Genomic DNA, 2,095 nt, shown 5'->3' on the forward strand with positions numbered 1-2,095 from the left:
ACGCCGGCTCGCAGCGGCGATCGTCGCGGCGCATCGGCGAGCAGGTCGACGTCGACGGTGACGTACGGGCTCGCCGCGGCGGTGAGGTCGCCGGGCGCGGCGACGCGCCCGATCGAGCGGTCGTCCACCCAGGCCAGAGCCGTCGGCGCCGATGTGGGCTGCGCCGGGGTCGGAGTTGTCGAGGATCCCGAGGGAGCCAGCGGTGTCGCGGCGACCGTCGACGGCTTCGAGACCAGGTCGCCCGGCCCGGTGGCAGCGCTCACGCGCGCGGCATCCGCCGCCTCCTCGTCGAGTGTGAGGATGCCGCTCTCGGGCGAGTCGTGCTGCACCGGAACCGCGCCTGACTGCGCGCGACGCTCACGGCGCGTCGGCACTGAGGCATCGTCGAGGGGCACTCGGCCACGATACCCCGGGTCGGCGGCGTTATACTGAAGGCCACAACCACGGGAGTCCGGTGAGCCGGGCTGAGAGGAAGCGACCCACGCTTCGACCGTCGAACCTGATCCGGATCATGCCGGCGCAGGGAGGAGTTCATATGCACGCGTCCACGTCCGTACGCACCTCGCAGAAATCCGATGCGCAGCGCCCCCCGCGCAGCATCCGCTGGCGGGTCGTCGACATCGTCGTCGCCAGTGTCGTCGGCGTCGCCGCCGGGCTCATCTTCCTGCTGTGGAACATCGGGTACCTGGGGCCGAAGGCGCTCCTCGAGCCGCTCACGCCGGGCCTGCAGGGCCTGCTCGACGGGCCGTGGCTGTTCGCGGGAGTCCTCGGCGCCCTCATCATCCGCAAGCCCGGCGCCGCGATCTACACCGAGACGCTCGCCGCCGTGGTGTCGGCCCTCGTCGGCAACACGTGGGGCGGCTTCCTCACGATCGAGGCAGGCCTCGTGCAGGGGCTCGGCGCCGAGTTGATCTTCCTTCTGTTCTTCTACCGCCGCTGGAGTCTGCCCGTCGCGATCCTGGCCGGCGCGGGGGCGGCGCTGGCCGGCGGCATCAACAACCTGATCCTGTGGTTCGCCGGCGCCGACGCGCTCTTCACCACCGTGTATCTCGCCAGCACCGTGCTCTCGGGCGCGGCCATCGCGGGCGCAGGGTCGTGGCTCATCGCGCGCGGCCTGGCCGCGACCGGTGCGCTCGACCGCTTCGCATCAGGCCGTGACGCCCGAGCCCGCGTCTAGTCCGTGACCCGTGGCGAGTCCCCGCCCACGGCCGTCGAGGCGCGCGGGTGGGGATGGCGGCACGCGTCGCGTCACGCGTGGGCGGTGAGGGATGCCTCGTTCCGCATCGATTCCGGCGAACGCGTGCTGCTGCTCGGCGCCTCGGGCTCGGGCAAGTCGACGCTGCTGCACGGCTTGGCGGGCGTGCTCGGCGGCGACGAGGAGGGTGAGTCCGAGGGCTCGCTCCTGATCGATGGGATGCCGGCGGCGCAGACGCGCGGCCGGGCCGCGCTCGTGCTGCAGGACCCGGACTCACAGGTGATCCTTGCGCGCGTCGGCGACGACGTCGCGTTCGGGTGCGAGAACCTCGGCGTGCCGCGCGACGAGATCTGGCGTCGCGTCGACGAGGCGCTGGCCGCGGTCGGTCTCGACGTGCCGCTCGGTCGCCCGACCAAGGCCCTTTCGGGTGGCCAGAAACAACGGCTGGCGCTCGCGGGTGCCCACGCGATGCGCCCGGGACTGCTCCTCCTCGACGAGCCGACCGCGAACCTCGACCCCGGCGGCGTCGCCGAGGTGCGCGAGGCCGTGACGGCGATGCTCGCGGCGACCGGGGCGACCCTCGTCGTCGTCGAGCATCGCGTCGACGTGTGGCTGCCGCTGGTGTCGCGGATCATCGTGCTCGGCGACGGCGGTGTGATCGCCGACGGCTCCCCCGACACGGTCCTCCGGGACCGGGGCGCTGAGCTCGCCGCAGCGGGTGTGTGGGTGCCCGGCATCCCGCCCGCGCATCCGGCGCCGCCACGCTCGGGCGGCGGCGGTCCGCTGCTGAGCGCGCGCGATCTCGCGGTCGAGCGCGTGAAGGGCCACCCGGTCGCGCGAGGCATCGATCTGGACGTGCGAGCGGGTACGGCGCTGGCGATCACCGGACCGAACGGCTCC

Annotated in this window: 2 protein-coding genes, 1 pseudogene and 1 riboswitch; of the genes and pseudogenes, 2 read left to right on the forward strand and 1 reads right to left on the reverse strand. The window is 73.3% G+C overall.

Annotated elements, in window-relative coordinates:
• Positions 1-374: pseudogene (locus tag EIO58_RS16785) on the reverse strand (D-alanyl-D-alanine carboxypeptidase); the annotation flags it as partial.
• Positions 375-433: 59 nt separating this feature from the next.
• Positions 434-545: riboswitch (TPP riboswitch) on the forward strand.
• Here EIO58_RS16785 and EIO58_RS16790 point away from each other — a divergent pair.
• The gene (locus EIO58_RS16790; protein ID WP_127820430.1) at positions 536-1,177 is read left to right on the forward strand and encodes an ECF transporter S component; all 642 of its coding nucleotides are present in this window, start codon (positions 536-538) and stop codon (positions 1,175-1,177) included. It overlaps the preceding riboswitch by 10 nt.
• Positions 1,178-1,180: 3 nt before the next feature.
• A partial coding sequence (locus tag EIO58_RS16795; RefSeq protein ID WP_240658962.1) for an energy-coupling factor ABC transporter ATP-binding protein occupies positions 1,181-2,095 on the forward strand: 915 nt, incomplete at its 3' end.

This window comes from Microbacterium sp. CPCC 204701, from assembly GCF_004010105.1.
GTDB lineage: Bacteria > Actinomycetota > Actinomycetes > Actinomycetales > Microbacteriaceae > Microbacterium.